The organism is Ochrobactrum sp. BTU2 (assembly GCF_024539785.1).
In the GTDB taxonomy this organism is placed as follows: Bacteria; Pseudomonadota; Alphaproteobacteria; order Rhizobiales; family Rhizobiaceae; genus Brucella; species Brucella anthropi.
In genome coordinates, this window is the sequence record NZ_JAHWRG010000001.1 from 772,283 (window position 1) to 797,073 (window position 24,791).

The following is a 24,791-nucleotide window of genomic DNA, read 5'->3' on the forward strand; positions in this document are numbered from 1 at the left end:
CCTTCGACCGTCTATTCTGCGGCTTCTGCCACATAACCGAACTGCATGATGGCGTCCGGTGCAGCAACGCCCGGCAAAATACGACCGTCATCCACCGGCGCGCCCATCTGGGTGGCCATGGGAATGACGCCCGCCCAGATTGGCAGGGCATAATCGGCATCGTCATCCTTCGGCGGACCGGAGCGAACCTTTGCTGACGCTTCATTCAGTTCCAGTTCCAGAAGCATGGTGGCCTTCAGCTCCTTTGCCATCATCGGCCGCAGGCTTTCCCAGCGACCCGGAAAAAGGCCGTTTACGAAGCTGTGCAAGTGATGTTCCTTCACCGCGATGTCCGAAACTTTGCGCGCTGTCCCGAAAGCCATGACCGAACGGTAATTGCAGGAGTGGTGAAACGCCGAGCGAGCGAGGACCAGCCCGTCGAGCAACGTAAAGCTTACGCACACTTCTGCTTCTTCGCAGCTTTCCAGCATACGACTGGCGGATGATCCGTGCCAGTAAATGAAATCGCCTTCACGCCAGACCAGCGTAGGCGTGACATAGGGCGTTCCGTTGAACACATAGGCCACATGCGCCAGAGGCTGCGCATCGATGATTGCGTGAACCGTGGCTGCGTCATAGGCACCGCGCTCATGCAAGCGTTTTACACGGCTGCGTTCAGAAGGGGCTGTCGTCATGGCCGATTTTTCTCCTTTATATTCGGCCAAACTGCCGTCATAGTGGCTTTGAGAAAATAGCCACTTTAAGAGAATAATATAATGCCAATTTCGAATACACTTCCAGAATTCGGGATTGATCGCTCCAGCGATGTCTCGCTGACCGCCCAACTGGTTGATCAGATAAGACAAGCGGTTTTAGCCGGACGCCTGAAACCCGATTCAAGATTACCGTCTACCCGCGCCTTATCTCTGGAACTAGGCCTGTCACGAACAACCGTTCTTGCGGCATTCGACCAGTTGATTGCCGAGGGTTATCTCGAAGGACGTCAAGGTTCCGGAACCCATGTCACCGCCGAACTTCCCGACACCAGCCTGACAGTCGACCATCCGCCCCTCGACGCGATAGTCCAGCCGCAGTTACATCACAAGGAAGCCAAACCTTTTCATCTTGGTGTATTTGATAGTGATCATTTCCCACACGACGAGTGGGGGAAGCTGCTCGGGCGCATCTGGCGCAACCCATCCCCTGAGCTGCTAAGCAGTGACGATGTGTTCGGCTTTCATCTTTTGCGATCTTCACTGGCCCGTCATTTGCACGAGTGGCGGGGGATGATTGTGTCACCAGAGCAGATTATCATTACCGGCGGCAGCGCGGACGCTCTTTCCCTCATTCGGGAGGCCCTGTTTGTACCGGGTGACAGACTGTGGATGGAGGAACCGGGCTACCCGCCCGCGCGCAAGATCCTTGGCGTCAACGGCCTCGACATCATTCCCGTCCCCATTGATGGCGGAGGCCTCGATGTTTCGACCGCGCGAGACAAGGCCAACAATGCGCGTGGAGCGTTTGTCACACCGGCACGGCACCACCCGACAGGCGTGACCATGCCATTAGGGCGCCGGCTGGAATTGCTTGCCTGGGCAAGGGAACGCGACGCCATCATCATCGAGGACGATTATGACAGCGAGCACCGTTATGTCGGCCAGCCATTGCCATCCCTGATGTCGCTTGATCCAGATCGCATCCTTTATATCGGAAGTTTCTCCAAGGTCTTTTCGCCACTCCTGCGGCTTGGTTTTCTGATTGTACCGTCGCACATGACCACTCGATTCAGGGCGCTGCGACAAACCTTATTCCCAGCGCCATCGCCCTTGGCCCAACCGGCATTGGCCAGTTTTATCGAAACGGGAGCCTTTGCACAGCACATCAGGCGCATGCGGCGCATACATGCATCGCGGCGGCGTAAACTGATTGCAGCGCTCGCTCCCGGAGATCCGAAGCTTTTCCGAATTGAAGCCCCTCCTGCCGGGCTTTCATTGCTGCTGGCTTTGCCAGACGGGCAAAGCGATACGCGCCTTGCCACTATTCTCGCAGATGCTGGTATCGAGGCTCATCCGCTATCGACGCTTTATACAAAACTGACGCCACGTCAGGGGCTTATCCTCGGATTCTCAGGATTTGATGAAACTGCATTGGAGAATTCGGCAACAGCGCTGATAAAAATTCTCGAACAATCGAATTAGAGAATGTGCATTAGCAATTTCGTAAACTTTGGATTCAGCATTTCCCGGTAAGCTTTGATTAGCAATTAGCTCGGAGGGAGCGTTGCAGCCCATTTGTTTTGCGTTACGGGTGCTCATGCGTTCTTCGGTTGTATCAGTCATTGCCCTTGCCTGTGCCGCTTTGACGGGCTGTACGTCAAGTTCGGGCATCGACAGCATTATGCTCCAGTCGAAGACATCGGCTGAGACCACAAGTTCGGTGGCTCGCCCGGTTCCGCCCGCCCCCTTGAGCGAAATGGCGAGCGCACCGCAGCCCATGCCAGCTGCCGAGCAGGAAGAAGTTCTGGCTTGGGCCGGCCCTATTCCAGATGCGGGTCCGTTCAAGGCAGAGCCGCCTGCTCCCGTTACACCGCAACCGCAGTTGCAGGAACGCCCCCAGGCGCGCATCTCTGTTCCAAAGCCGGAAGTCGCAGCCTATCCGCCGGTGCGCCTCGCACCACAGGAACGGTCGAAAGTCTACAGCCACCGCTTTCGTGATGCGAAACCGATCAATTTCGGACGCTCGTCGCCACGCAAGCTGGCAGTGCACGGTGTGGACGTCTCCCGCTGGCAGGGTGATATCGATTGGGTGAGACTGCGCACGCAAGGTGCAAACTTCGCCTACATCAAGGCGACCGACGGCGGCGACCACCTCGATCCCATGTTCCGCAAGAACTGGCGCGAAGCGAAAGCAGCGGGCATCAAACGCGGCGCATACCACTTTTTCTACTGGTGCCGCGTGGCAAGCCAGCAGGCCGATTGGTTCATCCGCAATGTTCCAAAGGAAGCCGATGCGCTTCCACCTGTCATCGACGTAGAATGGAACGGCGATTCCTCCTGCAAGCGTCGACCTTCTCCGGCGCAGGTGCGGGAAAAGATGCAGGTGTTCATGGACAGACTGGAGCAACATTATGGCAAGCGGCCAATCATCTATACCGCACCGGATTTCTATGACGATAATCTGAAAGGTGCCTTTACCAACTATCCATTCTGGCTGCGTGCCGTTGCCCAGCATCCGTCGAAGGTCTATCCGGGTCGCCCATGGACCTTCTGGCAGTATTCTGGGTCGGGTCTGTCGCAGGGCGTGAACGGCAAGATTGACCTGAACGTTTTCCACGGCTCAGAGGACGACTGGAACAGATGGCTGGCGCGTGCCGCCAGCTAAACAGCGAGAAACTGGCCAAAAGCCAGTTTGGATGTTATGAAGTTATATCAGGGATAACCGAAGCTTTGCCTCGAAACCCGGCATGCAATATCGCCATGCCGGGCCATTTGCTGCCCGCATGGTGTTACCATGAAAGGGAATGGCAAATATGGACATCCGGTTATTTGTGCTGGCGCTGGCAACTTTCGTTACCGGCACCGCCGAGAACATTATCGTCGGCATTCTTCCGGGCATCGCACCCGGTTTGAATGTCTCAGTCAGTGCCGCCGGGCAGCTGACATCAATCTTCTCGATTACCTTCGCTCTCACAGCACCACTGGCATTCGTTCTAACAACGCGCTTCGAACGGAAAGCCATCCTCGTCTTCGCCTTGGGCGTTTTCATCGCAAGCAATATCATCGCGAGCATTAGCCCCAATTATGCTGTCCTGTTTATCGCGCGCATCGGCATGGCCTCCGCAAGTGCAGTCGTCTGCCTGATTGCCACCATGCTGGCGACAGAGCTGGTTAGTCCCGCAATGCGCGGACGCGCCATCGGGATCATATTCATGGGTATAAGCGGATCGATGGTGGCCGGTGTCCCCACGGGAATGATTGTCAACGATTGGCTGGGCTGGCGCGCGGTCTTCCTGTGCCTGGCACTGGCGGCAGCTTTGGTGCTGCTCCTGTCGTTGCTTTCCCTGCCCCGTGCAGGACGAAGCCCGCATGGTTTGCCACCTTATATGCCGCACCTGAAATCCTTCCGGCTGGTATCAGCACAATTGGTTTCCGTCCTGATGATCGGCGGTCATTTCGTCTTGTTCGCCTATCTGTCACCCTATCTTCTGGAGGCTGTCCACATCTCTTCACAGAAAGTCATCTGGGCGATGGTGGCGTTCGGCATGGCCGGAATGACAGGCGGCTATCTCGGCGGACTGCTCGTCGACAAGCTTTCACCAAGGTTGGCTATCGTGCTGACGCCACTTCTCTATCTGACGGCGTTAGCAACGATACCACTTGCAACAGGGTCCAGCACTATTTTCGGCGCGGTGCTGATGATCTGGGCTTGTATCAGTTGGATGATATCACCCGTCGTTCAGAGCTTTCTCATCACGACCGATCCCGCAACGGCAGATGCCGGTGTCGGGATCAATCTATCTGCCATGCACATAGGCGTAGCGCTTGGCACGGCCACGGGAGGACTTGCTTTACGGCACTGGCACTTGCAAGCCCTGCCGTGGATCGGATGCATTCTGGTCGCGCTTTCCTTACTGTGTGCCCTTAACGCTTCCCGATATTTTGCAGGTCGTAAGGCGTCGATTGATACATCTCGTTGATCCAGTTTCCAAACAGAAGATGTGCGTGGCTGCGCCAGCGGTTTTCCGGCTGGCGCGTCGCGTCATCTCCGGGGAAATAGTTCGCTGGAACCTTTGTTTCAGGCTGAGCCTGAATGTCGCGGAAATACTCATCGGCAAGCGACGTTGTGTCGTACTCCACGTGATTGAACATATGCAGCGCGCGATGACGTGGATCGTCCAGCAGGCAAAGGCCTGTTTCCGGACTATCGACCAAAACCTTCAGCTCACTCTCGGCTGGAATGTCGCTCTTGCGCACTTCGGTCCAGCGTGAAACCGGGATTTTGAAATCATCCGAGAACCCGCGAAGGTAGGGAGACGACGGCGCAAGATTGCGCTGGCTATAGACGCCCGACGCCTTGCCCGGCAGCTCGTACTTGCCCATGCCGTGGAAATGATGGACCGCAGCCTGTGCGGCCCAGCATATATTCAGTGACCGGTGCACATGGGTCTGCGTCCAATCGAAGACACGCTGCATCTCATCCCAATAGGTGACTTCCTCGAACTCGAGGCGTTCGACCGGAGCACCGGTGATGACAAAACCGTCAAAGCGTTGGTCCTGCACCTCTTCCCACGGCTGGTAGAACGACAGCATGTGATCGGCAGGCGTATGGCGCGCCACATGGTTGGTGATACGAACAAGGGTAAGCTCGACCTGTAACGGTGTCGCGCCAAGCAGACGCGCAATCTGCGTCTCTGTCGTGACCTTGTTCGGCATCAGATTGAGAAGGCCGATCTTCAGCGGACGAATATCCTGACGAATGGCATCTGCTTCACGCATGACCATAACGCCCTCGGCCTGGAGAACACTGGTTGCTGGCAGATCGTCAGGAATTTTAATCGGCATGTCGCGTCGGTCCCTAGTTTATGTTGGGGGAAGACGCGAGTGGCTTTGTCCGTATATTTGCCGGTTTGGCCACATCCTCTCTTTACAGAGAGTACCACCTTGCCCGGAGAGGCAGGTTGGCGTTGGGCGTCTCCCCAACTCTTGATGTGATGTCACTTCTACTCAAACTCTTTCGGGGTGGCAATAGGGTTTAAGTGTCGCCTTAAAGTGTATGAGAAATTTCCATTTCTTTTGCCGATCAGTTTATGAATGCTGCACTCAGCGACTTACAAAATTTGGAATGAACGTCCTTCAAATTTTTTCTATGGCGGCTTTCAAAGCGCTTACACGCTGAGCTGATAACCGAAATGATTGTTCTGCGGCAAAACCGAAAGCGATAGCGCGAGAATCCTTCTCTTCGACCGGGACACGGCATGAAGCATGAATCTCTGCCGCGCCCGTTGCCTCCACGATCCGTCTCGCGTTCTCCGCGTTGACGCCGCTGCCGGGCATGATGCGGATGCGGCCACCAGCCAACTCAGCCAGCACCCGCAGATTATCCAACCCCTTTTCCGCAGTTTGTGACAGACCAGACGTCAGAATGCGCTCAAAGCCGAGTGCAATTGCTTGCTGTACGGCAATCTCCATATTCGGAACGAGATCGAATGCGCGATGAAGCGTCGTTCCAAGGCCTTTTGCTTCTGCAACCAGTCTTTCCAACATGGCGACATCAAGAGAACCGTCGCTCAGCGAAGCGCCAATAACAACACCGGCCAAACCGGCATTTGTGGCATTACGAATATCCGACACCATGATGGCTTCATCTTCTGTCGAAAAGCAGAAATTGCCCGCGCGCGGTCTGATCATTGCGTAAACCGGGATTGGCGCTTTCGAGGCAAGCTCCATCAATCCCAGCGAAGGCGTCAAACCACCAAGCTCAAGCGCAGAACAGAGCTCGATACGATCCGCACCACCTTCAATTGCCGACCGCAACCCTTCGGCGCTATCCACGCAGACTTCAAGTAACACGCTCACGTCTGATGCCCCAATATTGCGGCCCCAACCAAACCGCCATCACTGCCGAATACACCCGGAACGACCAATGGTTGGTTCATTTTCCGCAAAATTCTGGCCCTGACGGCCGTATCAAGTGCGGAGATCAATTCGGAAGCAGTAGCAAGTCCACCACCAACCGGAATAATCGACGTGCCTGTTATGTTGACGACGGCTGCAAGCGGATCGGCAACCAGCTGGAGATAAGCGATAATCGTCCGTCTCGCCTCCGGGCTGCCTTCCAGCCATTCCCGCAGGACCGCATGGCTACTCGCATCTATACCGTTCAGAAACTGGTGCAGCTTTTCGATCCCGCGCGCGCCACCAATCGTATCGACGCAACCGCTCTGACCGCAGCCACAATCGAAGCGAGGAACCGACACTGTTTGTCCGTCTATTTCTACACACGTGTTGAGGATCGGGCCATGCCCCCATTCGCCAGTCAAACCGGCTTTACCGCGAACCAATCGACCGTCGATAACAAGCCCGCCGCCAACACCTGTGCCCAGCACTGCGCAAAAAACTATGTCGTGCCCCTTACCAGCCCCTTCGATAGCTTCTGCAAGGGCCAGACAATCAGCATCATTGGCGGCGATCACCTGTCGCTGCAATCGCTCGCCGAGTTCAAGGCTTAATCTATGATCGGTGATGCAAGGAATGTTCGCCGAGAAAGCGGAACTAGTTACTGGATCAACCAATCCAGCGATGGAAAGTGCAAGTGGCCCCGCCTCATCCGATGCGTGGGTTCGAAGCGCAGTTTCCAATGCGCCCCCGAACTCATCCCAACTGTTTGCAGGGGTCGGCAACTTTTCAAGAAGTTCGATGTGTCCCGGATGTACAGAGCGGGCCAGCCGAATGAAGGACCCACCAACATCCGCGGCAAAAACAGTACCTGCCTGCCGAGACTGACGCATCCTTCTGTCGTGCATGATCGATCTTCCGCCGATACGTTTCGATGGTCCAACCAATCATCGCAAATGTATCGGCAGTCAATCGCAAGGCGCAATTATCCTACGGTTTTGGCGCCACGAGCGAGATGTTCACACCTTGCGGATCCTTGCATTGAACAACCCATTCGCCGTTCGGTACTTCCATCGGCTCTTGCAAAACCGCTCCGCCGAGAGACTTGACCCGGCTGGCAGCATTCTTCACGCCATCGACCATGAAGTAGAAGCCCCAGCCAACAGGAGTGCCGGGAGGTGCGGTCATGATACCGCCGTGATCGGCGCCATCGACACTGAACACCTTGTAATTGCCCATAGGCCCCATGTCGAAATTGCGTGAGAGCTTCCAGCCGAAAACTTTCTCATAGAACGGAAATACCGTCTCGCAGTTTTGAGCATACAGTTCATGCCAGCCCGGATGCCCCGGTTTGCGCGAACCGAAGTCAGCCGGTGGCGGCATGTCGTCTTTCGGTTCAAAAAGTGCAAAGATACCACCTTGCGGGTCCGAAACGATCGCAAACCGTCCAATGTCCGGGATATCCTGCGCTGCTCTGAGCACCTTGCCACCTTCTGCTTCAACCTTTTTGGCATATTCGTCTGCATTTGCGACACCGACATAACCGATCCAGCCGGGTTCGCCTCCGCAATCTTCCTTTGGCATATCCGCCATCGACATCATGCCTGCAATCATGCATCCGGGCACTTCGAACAATGTATATTTCATGCCGGGAACCCCGGCATCTTTCGCTGTCCAGCCGACGACTTTTGTATAAAAATCCTGTGCGTTGTCAGCATCTGTTGTCATAAGTTCATACCAGACGAACGGAGAAGAGCCGTTTTTCATTGAAAGTACTCCCTTGGATTTCTTTCACAGTTGAATGATCAGCCGCAGCAGCTGTGCTTGGAAGCCTGTGCTTCATACTCATCGTGCCGTTTGACGAAATGCATCGTGCCATTTTCATTCCGGCCCTTGGGGGCGCGGTCGAGGATCATCAAAGTGCCTATCCACTCCTCGATGCCTCGGGCATAGCTGGAATAGGTGTGATAGATGGCACCGCTTTCGTCCTTGTAGAAAGCGCTCATGCCGGGCAGCTCATCAAAAGCATCTTCTGCAGGCAGCTTGTCGAAATTGTAGAAAACGCGGTTATTCTCGAGCTCATCCTTCGTAAAGGAGACGTGGTAATCGAAGTTGAAATCACTACCTTCTGACGAAACCCATGGAAAATGCCAGCCCATCCGCTTCTTATAAGCTTCCAGCTTTGCCAGAGGCCCGCGCGAAACGGCAACTAGCGTGACGTCGTGATTGTTGAGATGTGTCACGGCGCCATCAAGATTGTCAGCAAGGAACGAACATCCCGTGCAACCTTGATCCCAGTCGGGTCCGAACATGAAATGGTAGACCAGCAACTGGCTACGCCCGTCGAACAGTTCGGAAAGCGACTTCCGACCAGAAGGCGTATCGAATGCATAATCCTTATCAACCATCACCCATGGCAGTGCCTGCCGCTCACGATTGACCTTGTCGCGCAGATGGGTGGCTTCTTTTTCACTTGCCAGAAGCGCACGTCGCGCCTCAAGCCAAACTTCTCGGGATACGACCTCATTCATGGTGCAAGCCCTCCTCCGGCTTTTGCTCCCTGTCTGTGCCCAGATATCAATGTTCCCGCTTGACGATTTACATTGATATCAATATTAATAAATCATGTCAAATAGCCTCGATGTACCCTTTGAAACAACACTTCTGGTTCGTGATACCTGCCTTTGCTTGCATGTTCAGCGTGCCGCACGTGCGCTCGCCCGCCGCTTTGACGACGCTCTGCGTCCAGTTGGGCTGACCAACGGCCAATTCTCGCTGATGATGTCGCTCAATCGCCCGGCACCGCCGCCAATGAAGCCGGTCGCTGAGCTTCTGGCCATGGATCAGACGACTTTGACTGCAGCGTTGAAGCCATTGCAGCGGCAAGGTTGGGTGGAGATCGTTATCAACCCAAAGGACCGGCGCGAGCGTTTATTGCAACTCACGCCAGAGGGAAAAGCAGCTCTTGCTGCAGCGGTACCGATATGGAAGGCCACACATGCGGATATCGAGAAGCAGCTCATAAGCGGCAACGGTGATGACGTCCGCCGCGACTTGCTGGTTCTGTCGTCAGTCTAATGGGTGAAGGGGCGCTTTTCGCGCCCCTGCCCGACAACTTATTTGTTTTTCTTCTTTGGCTTGAATTCCTTGTCGTAAACCTCTTCCGCCATACGCCGCAGCGAACGTCCGATAGCAGCATATTCATACTCATTGAGGTTCGCCAGCGAGATACGCCCTGCAGGCTGCAAAGTACCGAAGCCAGTGCCCGGAAGCATAACAATGCCGGTTTCATCTGCGATACGGAAAAGCAATTCTGTTGGAGAGATATTCTTCTTCACCCAGGCCGCAAAATCATCGCCGTAGAGGCGGCGAACGATATCTTCCAGATCGAGCAGCGTATAATAATCGACTTCATTCTCGTCGGACTGTGGTTCCAGCCCAAGCTCGCGGTAAAGCGCCGCTTCACGGTGACGGATCAACTTCTTGAGTTCGGCCTTGTAGGAATCCTTTTCGTCCATCAGACCGAAAAGCGAGAACAGAACCATCTGCACTTGCTGCGGCGTTGATAGCCCTGCTGTGTGGTTAAGCGCGACAGTGCGGCTGTCGGCAACAAGCCTGTCAATAAACTTCAGTTTTGAGACATCCGGCGTTAGTGAGGAATAGCGCTCATTCATTTCCTTCTTCGCCGATGACGGAAGGTTCTTGAGCTTTTCATCCAGAAGATTGTCCTTCTGCATGGCGACAACACCAAGACGCCAGCCGGTTGCTCCGAAGTATTTGGAAAAAGAATAGACGAGCATTGTATTGTAAGGACAGATCGCAAAGAGCGACTTAAAGTCATCTGCAAAAGTACCGTAGACGTCATCCGTCAAGATCATGAGATCGGGACGCTTTTCCTTGACGATCCGCGCGATTTGCTCAAGGCCGCGTTGATCCATCTTGACCGACGGCGGGTTGCTCGGATTGATCAGGAAGAAGACCTTGACCGACTTGTCGAGCAGCTTGTTCAGCTCCGCTTCCGGATATTGCCAGCCCTGGTGCGGGTCGGCATTGATGTGCACTTCTTTCAACCTATAATTGTTCAGTTCCGGTATTTCGATGTAGGGCGTGAAAGCTGGCATACCGATGGCGACTGTATCGCCTTCATCAAGTATCTTGTTCTGTTTCAGCGTATCGAAAATATAGGTCATGGCAGCAGTTCCGCCTTCGACCGCAAATATATCGAGTTTATCGGAACTCATGTAACCGCCGATCATCTCGCGCACGAGATAATGCTTCACGATCTCTTCGCTGATCTTCAGCATGCGCGGCGGAACCGGATAGTTACACCCAAGAATGCCTTCTACCATTTCATGCAGATATTCTGATGGGGAAAGGCCCAGCTGATCACGCACATAAGACAGTGCACGCCCGAGAAACTTCACCCCGGGCTGGTCGCCATTGTCAGAGAGAAATCTCTGGAAACGCCCTTCAATTCCCTCGACTTTCGGCAAACCGCCCACGCTTGTCGACATATAGGAATAGGAAAGTTCGGCTTCTGCGACTGCAAAAAGCCCCAGCCGCAGAAAGGCACGACGCGGTAAGGTGGCAAGAAAGTTCGGATTGCCGCGCCCGGCGTTCAGCATGGTCAGATCAGCTTTGCTTGAAGCCAGCTGGATCAGTGCATCCTTGAGTTCGAACGGGCTTAGCTTTGCATATTTGCTATAATCAGTCTTCGCCATGATCTACTCCTCAGGAGAAAGCGACCACCAACGGCCCGAGCAATGTCAAAAAGACATTGGCAAGCGCATAGGTGATTGCGAACGGGGTGGTAGGAATGGAATTGCCTGCCTTGTCGAGCACTTCGCCAAAGGCAGGATTTGCGCTGCGCGACCCGGAAAGAGCGCCAGCAAATATAGCCACATTGTCATATTTCAGCACGTAACGGCCAAAGAACATCGTGATGATCAGCGGCAGAATGGTTACGACCACACCGATCAGGAAAATGGTGAGACCGCTGCTGATAATTGTCTGCACGGCCTGCAGACCTGACTGGAGGCCGACAACTGCAACAAAGCCAGCGAGGCCCAAATCGCGCAGCAATGTGGAAGCGCCGGTCGGCATATTGCCGATGGTCATGTTCCGGCTGCGATACCAGCCGAAGAGCAGACCTGACAGAAGCGCGCCGCCGCCGCTGCCGAGTGTCAGCGGTATCGAACCAATACGCACGACAGCCAGACCAATCAGAAGACCGAAAGCGATACCGAGGCCATGGAACACGAAATCGGTCTTATCGCTTGGAACGATCACCGGACCGATAGACTTCGCCGCACGCTGCAAATCCTGATCGGTTCCGTAGAGTGAAACGACATCGCCAGCACTGATGACCGTATCAGGTTGCAGCGGCAAAGGCTTGTCGGCCCGTTTGACGCCGATAACATAGACGCCGTGGCGCAGTTCAGAGCTTATATTCTCCTTGATCGCAGCAACGGTCTTGCCGACATAATCCGGTGAAGTGATCGTCACGTCACGGATTTGCACGACGACATCCATGCCTTCAGAAGATTGCAATTCGGTGCCGATCTTGTTGCCAGAAGCGACAACGCCTGAGCGCCTGCCGGCCACAAGAACGATGTCGTCCCTTTCCAGATGAAGATTGGGTGCGAGGCCGATGATCTTGCCAGCACGTTTGACCCGTTCAATGGTTATGGCGTCTTCAACAGAGGTCATCGCCTCAATCTGGGCCACGATCTTTCCTGATGCCTGTTCCACCTTATAGATGCGCCCCACAAGATCAGGAGCTGCTTCGCTTTCGCCCTGCCCCAAGACCCTTATGCCAGCCAACAATTCGGCTTCCGCCTTGATGGCATCGTCGCGGATAGTGCGTCCCATGAATTTCGGCAGCAGATTGACGCAGACAATGATCGCTCCGAAGGAACCGAAAATATAGGTCACAGCATATCCAACAGCGACATTGGCCTGCAATCGCTGCACTTCGTCGGCTGCCAGACCAAGCTTGGAAATGGCCGAACTTGCCGTTCCGATGATTGCAGATTGCGTCAGCCCACCTGCTGCGATACCCGCCGCAAGACCTTTGTCCAAACCAAATATGCGCGCCATGATGACGACGGTCGCGAGACCGCTGATCGCGAGCACCGCGGCCATTGCGATCTCACGCAAGGATTGCCGCCCGAGTGATCGAAAGAATTGCGGACCACTTTCGAAACCGACTGCGTAAATAAAAAGGGCGAAGAGCAGAGCCTTCACCCCATTATCGATCTGAACGCCCACCTGGCTGATTATCACCGCGACAAGCAGTGACCCGGCAACCCCTCCTAACTGGAACTTGCCGAAGTGTATCTTGCCGATCGCATACCCGCCGGCCAGGGAAAGGAACAAAGCAATTTCGGGTGCCTGCTGAAATATTGCCTGAAGCCAATGCATCCGTCCCTCCAAGCTCCGATAACAACCTAGGGTTAGCTAGAGCGGAAACACCAAAGACAAGAGGCCGCAAACGCAAAATGTTAAAAGAAATGACAGCAAAAACAAGATCGCTCAAAAAGTTGAAAGTGCTTTCTGGAATTGTTCTATTCTGGAACGGAGACAATCTCCTTACACCGTTGTGTGATGAAAACTTAAAATAGATCAATATCGGGGTAAGATGTCTGGAAAAAACAGGACACAGACATAAAATATGTCTGACGACGATCCTCCTCTTGCAACAGGGTGATTGACGAGCATTTTAAGGATGAAAGCAGGCTGAAGTAATGAGTGAAAAGCGAGCCCCCCATCTCGTTGTCGTAGGCGCCGGTTTTGGCGGATTGCAACTGATCCACGACCTTAGAAACGTCGACGTGCGAATAACGCTGATCGATCAGCGTAATCATCACCTGTTCCAGCCGCTTCTCTATCAGGTGGCAACAACTATCCTCGCCACGTCCGAAATTGCCTGGCCGATCCGGCATCTGTTCAAAGATCGCAAGGAAGTGACCACGCTATTGGGCACAGTCACCGATGTTGACACCGAGCACCGTCAGGTGCTGCTCGAAAACGGCACCGAAATTTCGTACGACATGCTCGTACTCGCCACTGGAGCACGACACGCCTATTTCGGCAACGATCAATGGGAAGCGTTGGCCCCCGGACTGAAGGCGCTTGAGGACGCAACCACCATTCGCCGTCGCCTGCTTCTCGCCTTTGAGCGTGCAGAACGTGAAAGCGATGAAGCAAAGCGGCAAGCATTGTTGACATTTGCCATCGTGGGTGGCGGGCCGACGGGCGTTGAACTAGCAGGCATTATCGCTGAGTTGGCCAAGCAAACCATATGGCCGGAGTTTCGCAATATAGACACGCGGCAGACACGCGTGATGCTGCTTGAAGCCGGTCCGCGCATTCTGGCGGCGTTTCCAGAAGACCTGTCCAGTTATGCGTTGAAAGCGCTCGAAAAACTGGGGGTGGAAGTACGGCTCGGAATTCCAGTCAAAGACATCACAGCCGAGGGCGTGACTGTCGGCGAAGAGTTCATTCCATGCCGGACGGCAATCTGGGCAGCAGGCGTGGCTGCCTCTCCAGCTGCAACGTGGCTCAACGCCGAGAGTGACCGAGCAGGGCGCGTGAAGGTGTTATCCAACCTCAATGTACCTGGCCATGAGGATATCTTCGTCATTGGTGATACGGCGTGGGTCGAGGGACCGGACGGCAAGCCGGTTCCGGGTATTGCCCCTGCCGCCAAGCAACAAGGTGCCTATGTTGCCAAGGTCATCAAAAGCCGCATTGAAGGTAAGACCCCACCGATGCCATTCCGTTACAAGCATCAGGGCAATCTTGCGACCATCGGCAGAGGCGCCGCTGTGGTTGATATGGGGCGCTTCAAGCTCAAGGGACTCATCGCCTGGTGGTTCTGGGGCATTGCGCACATCTTCTTCCTTATTGGAACGCGAAGCCGTGCCGCCGTCGCCTGGAGCTGGCTCTGGACTTACATCTCCGGCCAGCATAGCGCCCGGTTGATAACGCAAGGCAAACCTGTAGAGCGCTAGATGGAAGATGGCCCGCCAGAAGCGGGCCGTTTCTCTTACTGTCTGATATGCCGTTATTCGGCAGGTTCCAGCTGCGGAACAAGGTCTGTGACAACAGGCGTTCCGTTCATCGCTGCGGCCAACTTGTCGGTATCGAGTTCATTTTCCCAACGTGCCACGACAATGGTTGCGACCGCGTTGCCAACGAGATTGGTCAGAGCGCGGCATTCTGACATGAAGCGGTCGATACCGAGGATCAGGGCCATACCCGCGACTGGAACGGCTGGAACAACGGACAGCGTAGCCGCAAGCGTGATGAAACCGGCACCCGTAATGCCTGCTGCACCCTTGGAGCTTAACATAGCCACCAGTAGAAGCAGTATCTGATCACTCAGTGACAGTGGAATATCCGTCGCCTGCGCGATGAAGAGCGCTGCCAGCGTCATGTAGATATTTGTGCCGTCGAGGTTGAACGAATAACCCGTCGGAATGACGAGGCCAACGACAGAGCGCTTGCAGCCAGCCTTCTCCATCTTGTCCATCAGCGCAGGAAGTGCGGCTTCAGACGAAGAGGTGCCCAGAACCAGCAGCAGCTCTTCCTTGATGTAGCGAATGAGAGCGAGGATCGAGAAGCCATTGTAACGGGCGACAGCTCCCAGAACGACAAGCACGAACAGCAGGGCCGTGAGATAGAATGTGCCGATCAAAAGCGCGAGATTGGCAATCGAGCCGATGCCGTATTTGCCAATGGTAAATGCCATGGCACCGAAAGCACCGATTGGAGCGGCCTTCATGAGGATCGAAACCAGCTTGAAAACGGGTGCTGTCAGGACGTGAAGAAAATCGGTGACAGGCTTGCCCTTGTCGCCGACAAGAGCCAGCGCAATACCAAACAGAACCGAGAAGAACAGCACTTGCAGAATGTCGCCGTCTGCGAATGCTCCAACAATCGTTGTCGGGATGATGTTGCTCAGAAAGCCGGTGATGGTCTGCTCATGTGCCTTGGCGGCGTAGTTGGCAACGGCCTTCGGATCAAGCGAAGCCGGGTCGATGTGCATCCCGGCGCCCGGCTGCACGACGTTGGCGACGATAAGCCCAATAATCAAGGCAAGCGTCGAGAAGGTCAGGAAGTAGATCATTGCCTTACCGGCAACGCGACCGACCTTTTTCATGTCGGTCATTCCGGCGATGCCGGTCGCAACGGTCAGGAAGATGACAGGCGCGATAATCATCTTCACGAGCTTGATGAACGCATCGCCAAGCGGCTTCAACTGCGTGCCCAGTTCGGGATAAAAATGGCCAAGCAGAATACCGGCAGCAATAGCCACCAGTACCTGTACATAAAGATGCTTGTAAAAGGGGATTGGGCCGCGCGGCGCAGCCGCGGCACCTGTCGGTACTGCAATCATAGTGTCCTCCGTTCGGCTCAGTCCGGAACCTGTCCAGCCTCCCAAGCCTTCAGTCTCGAATTCCAGCGGTCCCAGCCGCTGCTGAACTGATTGATTGCAATGTCCGTGCCAGTTTGGAGATAGATCACTAACGTGTTGTTTTCTTTAAATTTGTGAGTTTTCGCATCGAAGTAAATCTAGAATAAGTGCGATTATCCGCACATTTGGATTTCCTATTTGTGTGAAATATTGCACAATGAGAGCAATGAGTTCGAACCCCTCCCCAGCGGACAGCCGCACCCGACCCACAAACATCAACCGACGGACATGGGCGTTGTTCGGATTGTTTTGGGCTGCGGTTTTCGCGCTTGCATTCTGGGTCGTCGGCGACATGGCACGAGACAAGGCCGTCCTCGCATTAAGCGAGCAGACAAGGATCGATGCCAACCTCAACACTGCATTGTTGCGCGCTGTTCTCGACAAGCAACGTGCTTTGCCTCTGGTGCTGTCAAAGGATAAGGCGCTGGAAGCTGCATTACTGGACAAAACAGCCACAACAATCGATCCCTTGAATGAGAAACTCGAAGCATTGGCGGATGGGACGCAAGCGGCCGTCATTTATCTTGTCGGCATGGACGGTATTGCCATCGCGGCAAGCAACTGGCGCGGACCAACGAGTTTTGTCGGCAACGACTACAAGTTTCGCCCCTATTTTCACAACGCTTTGAAAAACGGGGATGCAGAGTACTTTGCGCTCGGCAATGTCAGCAATCGCCCCGGTCTTTACATATCCCGTCGCATCGATGGCCCAAGCGGTCCCTTGGGGGTGATCGTTGTCAAGCTGGAGTTCGACAGGCTGGAAAGTGACTGGAACAATGCCGGACGACCGACCTTCGTGACGGATGAACGAAATATCGTTCTGATTACAAGCTTGCCGTCCTGGCGTTTCATGACCATTGGCTCGATCGATCAGGAGCAGCTTCAGTCTATCCGCGATAGCCTGCAGTTTGGTGACGCGCCACTTAAACCCTTGCCCCTGTCGATCAAGTCAATCGACGGCGAGGATGTACAGTTGATTGATGCGCTGCTGCCCGGCAATGCGCGCAATACCGACTTTCTCGCGATCCGTTCGATCGTGCCTTCCACTCCCTGGCAGATGTACAGTCTCGCGCCAATTCGCCCGCAGATTCCTTCCGCCATTCGTGAATCCCGGTTGTTCACCTTTATCATCCTTTCAGCCATCGCAACGGTTGCCGGACTTCTTTTACGTCGCAGGCAGAAAATCGCGACACGCATCGCCAATGCACAGCGTACACAGATGGAACTGGAAGAACGCGTGGAAGAGCGCACCCGCGATCTCAGTCTGGCACGCGACAGACTGCAAGCTGAGATCAGCGACCACCGTCGCACCGAAACAATGCTGCAAGGGGTGCAGCAGGACCTCGTGCACGCCAATCGCCTGGCCATCATGGGGCAAGTAGCGGCTGGCGTGGCGCATGAAATCAACCAGCCCGTCGCAACTATTCGCGCCTATGCAGACAACGCAAAAACCTTCATCGAACGGAAACGCCTTTCTGACGCAACCGAAAACCTCAGTGAAATCGCCGCATTAACGGACCGCATAGGTACAATCACGGGCGACCTTAAAGCACTTGCCCGCAAAGGACGCACTCCTTCCGAGCCGACTTCGCTCAGTCAGGTCATTTCGGGTGCGCTGGTACTGTTGCGAAGCAGGTTCTCCGGGCGCATGGATCAGCTCGATATCGCACTACCACCGCCGGAACTGCAAGTTATCGGTCATTCAATCCGGCTGGAACAGGTTTTCATCAACCTGTTCCAGAATGCACTGGAAGCCATTGATTTAAAACAGAATGATGGAAAAATAGAAGTTCGTACTCATGTAGATCGTGACAAGGTCATCATATCGGTTTCCGACAATGGACCGGGTATGCCGCAGCATATTCGCGACAATCTGTTTTCGCCTTTCAACACATCGAAGGAGAAAGGTCTCGGTCTAGGTCTTGTGATCGTCAAGGAGATCGTCACTGACTATGGCGGGGCCATCTCCGCCGAAAGTAATGCCGCAGGCACATCTTTCCGCATCGAACTGAGAAAAGCATGATGGGCAAGTCACCCTCCGTTATTCTTGTCGACGATGACAAGGCGCTCCGCCGCGCCACTCGTCAAACGCTTGAGCTTGCCGGTTTTGAGGTTACTGATTTTCCAAGCGCACTGGATGCGTTGAACAGCGTTACTTTTGAGTATGATGGCGTTGTCGTTACCGATGTCCGCATGCCGCAGATCGACGGTCTCCAATTCTTTGCCCGGATCAAAACCATTGACCCCGATTTGCCAGTAATCCTGATTACTGGCCACGGTGATATTCCGATGGCGGTGCAAGCCATTCAGGACGGTGCCTATGATTTCATCGCTAAGCCGTTTGCAGCCGACAGGCTCGTGCACAGCATCCGTCGTGCATGGGAAAAGCGACAGCTTATCGTTGAAAACCGCGCCTTACGCGAAGCCGCCGAGAATGTGGAGGGCGATCTGCCGTTGATCGGCCAGACACCGGCGATGGAAAATCTGCGCCGTACCTTGCGCGATATAGCCGATACGGATGTTGATGTGCTCGTGGCTGGTGAAACTGGCAGTGGCAAGGAAGTCGTCGCACAGTTGCTGCACAACTGGGGCCATCGTCGCAAAGGCAATTTCGTAGCGCTCAACTGCGGGGCCTTGCCCGAAACGGTGATTGAAAGCGAACTGTTCGGTCACGAGGCAGGTGCTTTCACGGGAGCTCAGAAAAAGCGGCTCGGACGGGTTGAACATGCAAGTGGTGGCACGCTGTTTCTCGATGAAATTGAAAGCATGCCTGCAGCAACGCAAGTGAAACTGCTGCGCGTCCTTGAGATGCGCGAAATCACACCACTCGGCACGAATGAGGTTCGCCCGGTCGATCTGCGGGTTGTGGCTGCAGCAAAGATCGACCTCGGTGACCCCGCCCAGAGAGGCGACTTCCGTGAGGACCTCTATTACCGGCTGAATGTTGTCACGCTTTCCATCCCGCCGCTGAGAGAAAGACGAGACGACATTCCGTTGCTTTTCGCACATTTCCTGACGCGAGCGTCGAAACGATTCAATCGCGATGTGCCCGCTATCGATGCGGCCACACACCGACATCTCATGAACCATAGCTGGCCGGGAAATGTCCGCGAATTGGCACATTTTGCCGACCGCGTAGCGCTTGGCGTTGCGAAACCGGCTCACTTGCTGCAATCGATGGTCGGCAATCAAGAAACACTTCCAAAACGGCTCGAGCGCTACGAAGAAGCGCTCATCCGCGAAACGCTTGCCGCCCATAATGGCAATGTTCAGGAAACGATTGAGGCGCTCGGTATTCCGCGAAAGACCTTTTACGATAAGATGCAGCGTCATGGCATCAATCGCGCGGACTATCGCGCCAACGGCGATTGAAGTTCATCTGCCATCTGTCTGGGAGGACCACGATGACCTTGAAACTCTACCTTCATCCCTTTTCGTCATACTGCCAGAAGGCGATAACCGCCTTCTATGAAAAGGACATAACTTTCGAAGCAAGAATGCTTGATGGTACGGAACCGGTAGCGAGCGAGTTCAACGCCGTTTGGCCCTTCGGTAAATTCCCCGTGCTAACGCATAATGGAAAACTGGTGTTTGAAGCGACCGGTATCATCGAGTATCTCGACGCCACCCATCCCCACACCAGACAACTGATCCCATCGGACCCGCTTGTCAGCGCGGACGTGAGAATGTGGGATCGTTTCTTCGATAATTACATAAACTACCCGCAGCAACGCCTCGTCTATATCGCACTTGGTCGCGAGCATGACGACGGGGGCAACCGCTGGCGAGCAGCCTTCGATACAGCCTATGCGTTTCTGGATCGACATATGGAAGGGCGCAAATGGGTCTCGGGGGATGATTTCAGCCTTGCCGACTGCGCTGCGGCGCCTGCCCTGCTCTACGCAGACTGGACCTATGCCATTCCCGAAAAATTCGCCAATGTGTGGACCTATCGCAAACGTCTGCTTGCACGGCCGAGCTATGCCCGCGCACTCGACGAAGCGCGACCATTCCGTCATCTGTTTCCGTTAGGAACGCCCGAAGAAGGTAGGGACTGACAGCCTATCGCGGCGAAGCGATCAACTGTCCCGTAGAAGTGTGCTGCATGACTTCCATCGGAATGCCATAGATTTCCTCCAGGCGTTCTGGCACCATAATTCCCTTAGGCGTGGATTGTGCGATCAATCTGCCGCTGTGGAGTGCAAACACTTCATCGCAAAAGCGTGCGGCCATATTGACATCATGCAAGACGACGAAGACGCTCAGGTCCTTTTCGTGTGACAGCTTACGCACAAGCGAGAGAACTTCGATCTGGTGCGCGATATCCAGCGCCGAAGTCGGTTCATCAAGCAGAAGGCATTCCGCATCCTGAGCAACCAGCATGGCGAGCCAGACGCGCTGACGCTCACCGCCCGAAAGGGTGTCGACCAATCGGTCCGCGAAGGCTCCGATCCCGGTCAGTTCGATGGCTTCTTCCACCTTCTGACGGTCCGTTGCGCCGAAGCGCCCTAGAGCACCGTGCCAGGGGTAGCGCCCCAAAGCGACAAGTTCCCTGACCAGCATGCCTGCCGCAGGTGCAGTCTGCTGTGGCAGGTAGGCAAGCTTACGCGCAAACTCACGGTCACCCCAATCACCAAGCGCCTTACCCGCAAAGCGTACAGTCCCGCCGGACACTGGCTGCTGCCGAGCCAAAATTTTTAGAAGTGTTGATTTGCCTGAACCATTATGCCCGATAAGCGCTGTCAGGCTTCCCACCGGTATCGACATCGTCAGCGGTTGCAACAGGACGTGCCCGGCGGCTGAAAAGGTGACATTCTCGAGTTCGAACAGAGCGGAGGTCATCATTCTCATTCCTGATTTTGGTCAACTCTAGGGTCAGGACCTAGATATCTGCCCTGCAATAAAGCAGTTCATCGAAGGTTGATAGCAAAATATGAGAAAGATATACATGTTTTGAGAAACACCATCGGGAAGAAGAGTTTGGGCTTCCATCCGCATATGAAAAGTCACATTGAAGACGTCAGCTTACTGGACGATCTCCATTATCGCGTTTGGAATGGCGCAATAGCCGACGTATGGTCGGTCGATTGCGGACCAGGCGCACGCGGAGAATATGTTTCGGAAGCGCCGCGCCTTTTTCTTGTGCTTGAAAGCCGAGGGGAACTGGCAATCCGCCCCGAACAAACCAACCATACGCTGGCGAGTGTTCAACCGCGGCAAAGGCTTTGCTACGTCCCTGCTGGCATGACGATCTGGAGCCGCGTAACACGTCCGGGAAAACTAAAGCATCTCGATCTGCATTTCGATATTGCTGCCCTACAACAACGCTTCGGTCACGTACTGGACAAAAGTAGCATCGAAAAGCCTCGCCTGTTCTTTTCGAACTCGAAGATCGAACAGATTGGTTCCTTGCTGGCCGAAGAATGCATTTCAAAAGCACCGATGCATGACCTTTATGGAGAGGGCCTGCTAACCGCACTTGTAACAGAACTCTTTGAAGCGCAGTTGGAACAAAGGACACTTAACAGCAAGCTTTCACCGCGACAGCTTCGCCGCGTTACTGAATTCATGGAGGATAATTACGCGCGCGTTATCCGCCTTCAAGAACTGGCAACGCTCGCCGGATTGTCCGAATCCTATTTCTGCAGCGCCTTCAAGGCCTCGACAGGTGTTTCACCGCACGCCTGGCAGATGCGGAAGCGCATTGACCAAGCGCAGATGCTGCTTCTGCAACCAAACGTGTCCCTACCCCATATCGCAGCTCTCACGGGCTTCGCCGATCAGGCGCATTTCACCCGTGTTTTCAAGAAACTGACTGGCACTACGCCTGCCGCCTGGGTCAGACAACACCAACAGTAAACCCAGCACGAGCGATATTTGAGGACATTTTACATTAGCCAAAGATCATTCAATTAGGCGAAATAACGAACAATCTTCCAGCAATATCTTGATGTAAATACTCATATTAATTCGCAATGCGTTGCAGCGCTGACGCATTCGCCGCACCTGGCTGTTGTCTTATCGGACGTTGGCAAGTTGGGTCAGATATAGGATTTCTCAAGGGGCTTGCACCGAATGACCACATCGATAAAGCAACACTTCCTGATGCTGCTGGCCGGCAACGCAGCATTTGCGTTTCTGCCGGTTTCGACAACCTATGCGCAAGAGGCTAACAATACGGTTCGCCTTGACACGGTTGTCGTACAGACGGGAAATGGTCGTAGTGATGAGGGTGTTGCGCCGGTAAACGGCTTTGTTCCAACAGCAACGACAACCGGCTCGAAAGACAGCGTTGCCATCGAAAAGATTCCACAATCCGTATCAGTTGTAGGGCGCAAGCAGATGGATGCCATCGGCGCGCAAAAGCTGGACGAAGCATTGCGCTATACGCCAGGTGTGCTCGGACAGCCTTTCGGTGTCGATAACGATACCGACTGGCTCTATATTCGCGGTTTCGAAGCCACCCAATACGGCACCTATCTCGACGGCTTGCAGAACTTCAGCTACGGCTTCGGTGGTTTCCTGATCGATAGCTTTGGCATTGAACGTATCGACGTTCTGCGTGGAGCATCGTCTGCCCTTTACGGCGGGTCCAATCCGGGCGGCATTGTCAACTATATCAGCAAGCGTCCGACCGACGAGCGGCTACGATATCTAGAAACGGGCATCAATAGTTACGGTAACGCCTATCTTGGTTTCGACATCGGCGACAAAGCCAGCGATACGGTCAATTACCGTGTAAACGGCAAGATTCAGGGCGGTGATAATTATACAGACTTCGCCAAGGAATTTCGCGGCGTCATCTCGCCAAGCATTGAATACAAGCCGGACGAAGCGACGAAGCTGATCATTCTCGGCAACTATACCCATCTTGATCTGACCCACGATGGTGGAGGCTTTCTTCCCTACTACGGCACTGTCGTTCCAACCGAGTTCGGCAAGATTTCGCGCAAGCGAAATTTCACCGAGCCCGACATTGATTCCTACGAGCGCGAGCAAGCCTCCATCGGCTATGAATTCGAGCATCAGTTCGACAATGACTGGACTGTACGACAGAACGTTCGCTATGGTTTTTCACATGTGAAAGAACACACCCTTTACGCCTATGGTTATGAAGGTTTCTTGCCGCAGCCGGCACCAGGAAACCCGAACATTGCGCGCATCAATTTCAGGCACGATACGACGGTCAACACCTTCCTTGCCGACAACCAGCTTGAGGGAACAATCGAGACCGATGCTCTGACACACAATCTTCTGTTTGGTGTCGAGTACCGTTATTTCCGGATTGAACAGATGCAGCAGACCGGCGGGGCGACTGTTATCGATGGTTTCAATCCTATATATGGTGAACCACAGGGCCCGATGTTCGACCCTTATATCGATCAAGATCTGCGACGTCACCAGATCGGCATTTACGCACAGGATCGAGTAGAGTTCGGCGACGGCTGGATCGCAACATTCAATGGTCGCTACGACTATGTCAAAACCGACGCGGCAGGATTGCCTAGCTACGAATATAACAAGGGCAAAGCTTCAGGCCGCGCTGGACTGGGCTACGAATTCGACAATGGCATAACGCCTTATGTCAGCGTCGCGACTTTCTTCAATCCGATCATCGAAACGCTGGCAGATGGCAGCTATGCTCAACCGGAGACGGGAACACAGTATGAAGTGGGCGTCAAATACCGTCCGGACTTGTTCGACGGCTTGATCACCGCTTCACTGTTTGATTTGACCAAGGAGAATGCCCTCACTGGCTCCAGCTTCGCGCGTGAGCAGCTTGGCAAGGTCAACTCGCGCGGTTTCGAACTGGAAGTTCAGGCCAATATCACCGATGCTTGGAAAGTGACTGCTTCGGTTACTGCCTACGACCTGAAAATCAAAGAGAATGACAGCAACCCCGATATTATCGGCAATCGTCCTTACCTCTTGCCGGAACAACAGGCCTCCGTCTTTGTCGAGTACAAGGTGCCAGACGGTGCTTTTCAAGGGGTGACGCTCGGCGGCGGTGTACGCTACCTCGGTTCCTCTTATGCTGATGAGGAAAATACACTCAAGGTGCCAGCTGTGGCGCTTGCCGACTTGAAGCTCGGTTACGAAAAAGACAATTGGGGGGTCGACCTCAACGTCACCAATCTGTTCGACAAGAGCTATGTCGCTGGTTGTCAGGGCATTTATGTCTGCGGCTATGGTGAAGGGCGTAAAGCGCTACTCAAGGTCCACACCAAGTGGTGATTTCGAGATTGAATACCAAAGAGTGCCACGGTTGTGGCACTCTTTGAGGTCGTCTACAGAGTTTGCATGAATTCATGCAAGACGACAGCTTGATTATGCTCTTCGTCTTTCGCGCCATATAAGAGCGTTAGTCGCCCACCTCTTGCCTTTGCGGTCGCGATCAAATCCTTCAGTGCTGGCTTGTTACCTTCCAACTCTTCGCGATATTTTATCTGAAAATCATTCCATTTCGCCGGATCATGGCAGAACCATTTGCGAAGATTGGCAGTCGGGGCAATATCTTTGGCCCAAAGATCTATATCCGCCTTCTCCTTCGTCATACCGCGCGGCCAAACACGATCCACGAGTACACGGTAGCCATCGTTCGGTGAAGGAGCTTCATAAATACGCTTCAAGCCAATCGTCGTCATAGGAATGGTTCCTCAATGCCTCACCAACACATATGGCGAATGGAACGGCTTCGACAAGGCCACATTCCTGTT

Annotated in this window: 21 protein-coding genes and 1 riboswitch; of the genes, 10 read left to right on the top strand and 11 right to left on the bottom strand. The window is 54.2% G+C overall.

The genetic code is table 11. From position 1 onward, the window contains the following. Nucleotides 1-11: 11 nt before the first annotated feature. A complete protein-coding gene (locus KWJ32_RS03630; protein WP_151609527.1) occupies nt 12-674 on the bottom strand; it encodes a pyridoxamine 5'-phosphate oxidase family protein in 663 nt (220 codons plus the stop codon). A gap of 81 nt (nt 675-755) precedes the next feature. Here KWJ32_RS03630 and KWJ32_RS03635 point away from each other — a divergent pair, with 81 nt between their 5' ends. The 3 genes from KWJ32_RS03635 (at nt 756) to KWJ32_RS03645 (ending at nt 4,675) form a co-directional block, all read left to right on the top strand. Next, nucleotides 756-2,177, top strand: coding sequence for a PLP-dependent aminotransferase family protein (locus tag KWJ32_RS03635; RefSeq protein WP_012092910.1), 1,422 nt, complete (start codon nt 756-758; stop codon nt 2,175-2,177). A 115-nt stretch (nt 2,178-2,292) separates the two neighbouring features. Then, nucleotides 2,293-3,360 carry a GH25 family lysozyme gene (locus KWJ32_RS03640; RefSeq protein ID WP_151609528.1) on the top strand — a complete coding sequence of 356 codons (1,068 nt, stop codon included), beginning with the start codon at nt 2,293-2,295 and terminating at the stop codon, nt 3,358-3,360. A gap of 148 nt (nt 3,361-3,508) precedes the next feature. Then, complete coding sequence (locus KWJ32_RS03645) at nt 3,509-4,675, top strand: MFS transporter (RefSeq protein ID WP_012092908.1); 1,167 nt, start codon at nt 3,509-3,511, stop codon at nt 4,673-4,675. On the opposite strand, the gene metA is transcribed toward KWJ32_RS03645, so the two are convergent. From metA to KWJ32_RS03670, 5 genes are all read right to left on the bottom strand, one after another. Beyond that, the gene (metA, locus tag KWJ32_RS03650) at nt 4,620-5,540 is read right to left on the bottom strand and encodes a homoserine O-succinyltransferase (RefSeq protein WP_012092907.1); all 921 of its coding nucleotides are present in this window, start codon (nt 5,538-5,540) and stop codon (nt 4,620-4,622) included. The two genes, KWJ32_RS03645 and metA, sit on opposite strands and share 56 nt — an antisense overlap. Before the next feature lie 43 nt (nt 5,541-5,583). After that, nucleotides 5,584-5,693: riboswitch (SAM-I-IV-variant riboswitch) on the bottom strand. A 138-nt stretch (nt 5,694-5,831) separates the two neighbouring features. Next, nucleotides 5,832-6,554, bottom strand: a complete 723-nt coding sequence (locus tag KWJ32_RS03655; RefSeq protein WP_012092906.1) for a copper homeostasis protein CutC — start codon at nt 6,552-6,554, stop codon at nt 5,832-5,834. Continuing rightward, entirely contained in the window at nt 6,551-7,501 is a 951-nt protein-coding gene (locus KWJ32_RS03660) for an ROK family protein (protein ID WP_012092905.1), read from the bottom strand. Before KWJ32_RS03660 ends, KWJ32_RS03655 begins: the two co-directional genes overlap by 4 nt. 82 nt (nt 7,502-7,583) lie before the next feature. Then, complete coding sequence (locus KWJ32_RS03665) at nt 7,584-8,360, bottom strand: VOC family protein (protein ID WP_010658685.1); 777 nt, start codon at nt 8,358-8,360, stop codon at nt 7,584-7,586. A 38-nt stretch (nt 8,361-8,398) separates the two neighbouring features. Beyond that, nucleotides 8,399-9,124 carry a thioredoxin family protein gene (locus KWJ32_RS03670; RefSeq protein WP_012092904.1) on the bottom strand — a complete coding sequence of 242 codons (726 nt, stop codon included), beginning with the start codon at nt 9,122-9,124 and terminating at the stop codon, nt 8,399-8,401. A gap of 94 nt (nt 9,125-9,218) precedes the next feature. Between KWJ32_RS03670 and KWJ32_RS03675 the strand changes: the two genes are divergently transcribed. Further along, complete coding sequence (locus KWJ32_RS03675; RefSeq protein WP_012092903.1) at nt 9,219-9,671, top strand: MarR family winged helix-turn-helix transcriptional regulator; 453 nt, start codon at nt 9,219-9,221, stop codon at nt 9,669-9,671. A gap of 38 nt (nt 9,672-9,709) precedes the next feature. Here the strand turns inward: KWJ32_RS03675 and KWJ32_RS03680 are convergent, their stop codons facing one another. Continuing rightward, nucleotides 9,710-11,314, bottom strand: coding sequence for a bifunctional aspartate transaminase/aspartate 4-decarboxylase (locus KWJ32_RS03680; RefSeq protein ID WP_010658682.1), 1,605 nt, complete (start codon nt 11,312-11,314; stop codon nt 9,710-9,712). Nucleotides 11,315-11,324: 10 nt separating this feature from the next. Next, nucleotides 11,325-13,016: an aspartate-alanine antiporter gene (aspT, locus tag KWJ32_RS03685; protein ID WP_012092901.1), complete on the bottom strand. Its 1,692-nt coding sequence runs from the start codon at nt 13,014-13,016 to the stop codon at nt 11,325-11,327. Nucleotides 13,017-13,339: 323 nt separating this feature from the next. Between aspT and KWJ32_RS03690 the strand changes: the two genes are divergently transcribed. Further along, entirely contained in the window at nt 13,340-14,608 is a 1,269-nt protein-coding gene (locus KWJ32_RS03690; RefSeq protein ID WP_010658680.1) for an NAD(P)/FAD-dependent oxidoreductase, read from the top strand. Nucleotides 14,609-14,661: 53 nt separating this feature from the next. On the opposite strand, the gene KWJ32_RS03695 is transcribed toward KWJ32_RS03690, so the two are convergent. Continuing rightward, complete coding sequence (locus KWJ32_RS03695) at nt 14,662-15,996, bottom strand: dicarboxylate/amino acid:cation symporter (RefSeq protein ID WP_012092900.1); 1,335 nt, start codon at nt 15,994-15,996, stop codon at nt 14,662-14,664. Nucleotides 15,997-16,309: 313 nt separating this feature from the next. Between KWJ32_RS03695 and KWJ32_RS03700 the strand changes: the two genes are divergently transcribed. From KWJ32_RS03700 to KWJ32_RS03710, 3 genes are read left to right on the top strand one after another with little or no spacing between them, the layout of a single operon-like run. After that, a complete protein-coding gene (locus KWJ32_RS03700) occupies nt 16,310-18,097 on the top strand; it encodes an ATP-binding protein (protein ID WP_040128348.1) in 1,788 nt (595 codons plus the stop codon). Further along, nucleotides 18,097-19,446, top strand: a complete 1,350-nt coding sequence (locus KWJ32_RS03705; protein ID WP_040128702.1) for a sigma-54 dependent transcriptional regulator — start codon at nt 18,097-18,099, stop codon at nt 19,444-19,446. The genes KWJ32_RS03700 and KWJ32_RS03705 overlap by 1 nt, the downstream gene beginning before the upstream one ends. A 32-nt stretch (nt 19,447-19,478) precedes the next feature. Beyond that, the gene (locus tag KWJ32_RS03710) at nt 19,479-20,132 is read left to right on the top strand and encodes a glutathione S-transferase family protein (protein WP_012092897.1); all 654 of its coding nucleotides are present in this window, start codon (nt 19,479-19,481) and stop codon (nt 20,130-20,132) included. A 4-nt stretch (nt 20,133-20,136) separates the two neighbouring features. Here the strand turns inward: KWJ32_RS03710 and KWJ32_RS03715 are convergent, their stop codons facing one another. After that, a complete protein-coding gene (locus tag KWJ32_RS03715; protein WP_040128704.1) occupies nt 20,137-20,916 on the bottom strand; it encodes an ATP-binding cassette domain-containing protein in 780 nt (259 codons plus the stop codon). A gap of 156 nt (nt 20,917-21,072) precedes the next feature. Here KWJ32_RS03715 and KWJ32_RS03720 point away from each other — a divergent pair, with 156 nt between their 5' ends. Both KWJ32_RS03720 and KWJ32_RS03725 read left to right on the top strand, forming a co-directional pair. Next, complete coding sequence (locus tag KWJ32_RS03720; protein ID WP_226622719.1) at nt 21,073-21,933, top strand: AraC family transcriptional regulator; 861 nt, start codon at nt 21,073-21,075, stop codon at nt 21,931-21,933. 216 nt (nt 21,934-22,149) lie between these two features. Beyond that, complete coding sequence (locus tag KWJ32_RS03725) at nt 22,150-24,309, top strand: TonB-dependent siderophore receptor (RefSeq protein WP_012092894.1); 2,160 nt, start codon at nt 22,150-22,152, stop codon at nt 24,307-24,309. A 53-nt stretch (nt 24,310-24,362) separates the two neighbouring features. Here KWJ32_RS03725 and KWJ32_RS03730 read toward each other — a convergent pair whose 3' ends face one another. After that, nucleotides 24,363-24,719 carry a DUF488 domain-containing protein gene (locus KWJ32_RS03730; RefSeq protein WP_010658672.1) on the bottom strand — a complete coding sequence of 119 codons (357 nt, stop codon included), beginning with the start codon at nt 24,717-24,719 and terminating at the stop codon, nt 24,363-24,365. Between the last annotated feature and the right edge of the window lie 72 nt (nt 24,720-24,791).

Bases quoted from the DNA above. Each gene is read 5' to 3' on its own strand.
- KWJ32_RS03630 (WP_151609527.1), bottom strand. From the start codon at position 674: ATGACGACAGCCCCTTCTGAACGCAGCCGTGTAAAACGCTTGCATGAG.
- KWJ32_RS03635 (WP_012092910.1), top strand. From the start codon at position 756: ATGCCAATTTCGAATACACTTCCAGAATTCGGGATTGATCGCTCCAGC.
- KWJ32_RS03640 (WP_151609528.1), top strand. From the start codon at position 2,293: ATGCGTTCTTCGGTTGTATCAGTCATTGCCCTTGCCTGTGCCGCTTTG.
- KWJ32_RS03645 (WP_012092908.1), top strand. From the start codon at position 3,509: ATGGACATCCGGTTATTTGTGCTGGCGCTGGCAACTTTCGTTACCGGC.
- metA (WP_012092907.1), bottom strand. From the start codon at position 5,540: ATGCCGATTAAAATTCCTGACGATCTGCCAGCAACCAGTGTTCTCCAG.
- KWJ32_RS03660 (WP_012092905.1), bottom strand. From the start codon at position 7,501: ATGCACGACAGAAGGATGCGTCAGTCTCGGCAGGCAGGTACTGTTTTT.
- KWJ32_RS03665 (WP_010658685.1), bottom strand. From the start codon at position 8,360: ATGAAAAACGGCTCTTCTCCGTTCGTCTGGTATGAACTTATGACAACA.
- KWJ32_RS03670 (WP_012092904.1), bottom strand. From the start codon at position 9,124: ATGAATGAGGTCGTATCCCGAGAAGTTTGGCTTGAGGCGCGACGTGCG.
- KWJ32_RS03675 (WP_012092903.1), top strand. From the start codon at position 9,219: ATGTCAAATAGCCTCGATGTACCCTTTGAAACAACACTTCTGGTTCGT.
- KWJ32_RS03680 (WP_010658682.1), bottom strand. From the start codon at position 11,314: ATGGCGAAGACTGATTATAGCAAATATGCAAAGCTAAGCCCGTTCGAA.
- aspT (WP_012092901.1), bottom strand. From the start codon at position 13,016: ATGCATTGGCTTCAGGCAATATTTCAGCAGGCACCCGAAATTGCTTTG.
- KWJ32_RS03690 (WP_010658680.1), top strand. From the start codon at position 13,340: ATGAGTGAAAAGCGAGCCCCCCATCTCGTTGTCGTAGGCGCCGGTTTT.
- KWJ32_RS03695 (WP_012092900.1), bottom strand. From the start codon at position 15,996: ATGATTGCAGTACCGACAGGTGCCGCGGCTGCGCCGCGCGGCCCAATC.
- KWJ32_RS03705 (WP_040128702.1), top strand. From the start codon at position 18,097: ATGGGCAAGTCACCCTCCGTTATTCTTGTCGACGATGACAAGGCGCTC.
- KWJ32_RS03710 (WP_012092897.1), top strand. From the start codon at position 19,479: ATGACCTTGAAACTCTACCTTCATCCCTTTTCGTCATACTGCCAGAAG.
- KWJ32_RS03715 (WP_040128704.1), bottom strand. From the start codon at position 20,916: ATGACCTCCGCTCTGTTCGAACTCGAGAATGTCACCTTTTCAGCCGCC.
- KWJ32_RS03720 (WP_226622719.1), top strand. From the start codon at position 21,073: ATGAAAAGTCACATTGAAGACGTCAGCTTACTGGACGATCTCCATTAT.
- KWJ32_RS03725 (WP_012092894.1), top strand. From the start codon at position 22,150: ATGACCACATCGATAAAGCAACACTTCCTGATGCTGCTGGCCGGCAAC.
- KWJ32_RS03730 (WP_010658672.1), bottom strand. From the start codon at position 24,719: ATGACGACGATTGGCTTGAAGCGTATTTATGAAGCTCCTTCACCGAAC.